This window comes from Streptomyces sparsus (assembly GCF_054776295.1).
In genome coordinates this window covers 1-1,645 of sequence record NZ_BAAHCA010001013.1, presented here as the reverse complement: position 1 = coordinate 1,645, position 1,645 = coordinate 1, and the positions used below count along the sequence as shown (strand labels likewise).

At 74.5% G+C, this 1,645-nt stretch carries 1 protein-coding gene; it reads left to right on the top strand.

Translation table 11 applies throughout. The features are described from left to right. Nucleotides 1-1,645 (top strand): type I polyketide synthase (locus ACYVE9_RS25880; protein ID WP_461030320.1); only part of this gene is annotated, 1,645 nt, incomplete at both ends.

The window sequence follows — 1,645 nt, the reverse complement described above, 5'->3', positions numbered from 1 at the left end:
TGGCCCGGCGCCTGGTCGGCCTCACCGAGGGCGACCAGGGGCGGCTGCTGCGCGACGTGGTGCGCCGCCACGCCGCCACCGCCCTCGGCCACGGCTCGGCGAGCGCCGTCGACGACGAGCAGTCCTTCAAGGACCTCGGCTTCGACTCCCTCACCTCCGTCGACCTGCGCAACCGGCTCGGCGCCGAGACCGGGCTGCGGCTTCCCGCCACCCTCGTCTTCGACCACCCCCGGGCCAGCTCACTCGCCCGCTACCTGCGCCGCGAACTCACCGGCGGCGCCGAGTACACCGCGGCGGCCACCACCGTCGCCGGCGACGACGACCCCGTGGTCATCGTCGGCATGGCCTGCCAGTACCCGGGCGGTGTCGAATCCCCCGAGGACCTGTGGCGGTTCGTCTCCGAGGGCGGCGACGCCATCTCCTCCTTCCCCACCGACCGCGGCTGGGACCTGGACCGCCTGCCCGGTCTGGAAGCCGGGTTCCTGTACGGCGCCACCCACTTCGACGCGGCCCTGTTCGGCATCTCCCCGCGTGAGGCCCTCGCCATGGACCCGCAGCAGCGGCTCCTGCTGGAGACCTCCTGGGAGGTGTTCGAACGCGCCGGCCTCAACCCGCTCTCGCTGCGCGGCAGCCGCACCGGCGTCTACGTCGGCGCCATGGGCTCCGGTTACGCCTCCGGCCTGTCCGACATCCCCGAAGGCATGGAGGGATACATCGGGCTCGGCGTCTCCGGCAGCGTCATCGCCGGCCGGGTCGCCTACACCTTCGGTCTGGAGGGGCCGACCATGACGGTCGACACGGCCTGCTCCTCCGCCCTGGTCGCGCTGCACCTGGCCGCCCACGCCCTGCGCCAGGGCGAGTGCACGATGGCGCTGGCCGGCGGTGTCACCGTCATGGCAACCCCCGGCACCTACACCGAGTTCACCGCGCAGAACGGCCTCGCCGCCGACGGCCGCTGCAAGGCGTTCGCGGCCTCCGCCGACGGCACCAGCTTCTCCGAGGGCGTCGGCGTGCTCCTGCTGGAGCGGCTGTCCGACGCCGAACGCAACGGGCACCCCGTGCTCGCCGTGGTGCGCGGCTCCGCCACCAACCAGGACGGCGCGTCCAACGGCCTGACCGCGCCCAGCGGACCGGCCCAGCAGCAGGTCATCCGCTCCGCGCTCGCCGCTGCCGGGCTCTCCCCGGCGGACGTGGACGCGGTGGAGGCGCACGGCACCGGTACCTCGCTCGGCGACCCGATCGAGGCGCAGGCCCTGCTCGCCACCTACGGACGGCAGCGCCCCGAAGGAGAGCCGCTGCTGCTGGGTTCCGCCAAGTCCAACTTCGGCCACACCCAGGCCGCCGCCGGTGCCGCCGGCGTCATGAAGATGGTCATGGCCATGCACCACGGCGAGCTGCCCCGCACCCTGCACGTGGACGAGCCCTCGCCGCACGTCGACTGGTCGAGCGGCACCGTGGAACTGCTCACCGAGCCCCGGCCGTGGGCCCCGCGGGACGGCCGTCCGCGCCGAGCAGGCGTCTCCTCGTTCGGCATCAGCGGCAGCAACGCCCACGTCGTCCTGGAGGAGCCCCCCGCCCCGCGCGCCGCCCTCGTCCGCCCCGTGGCACCAGCCGTCCCGCGCGCCTTCCCGCTGGCGGGCCACAC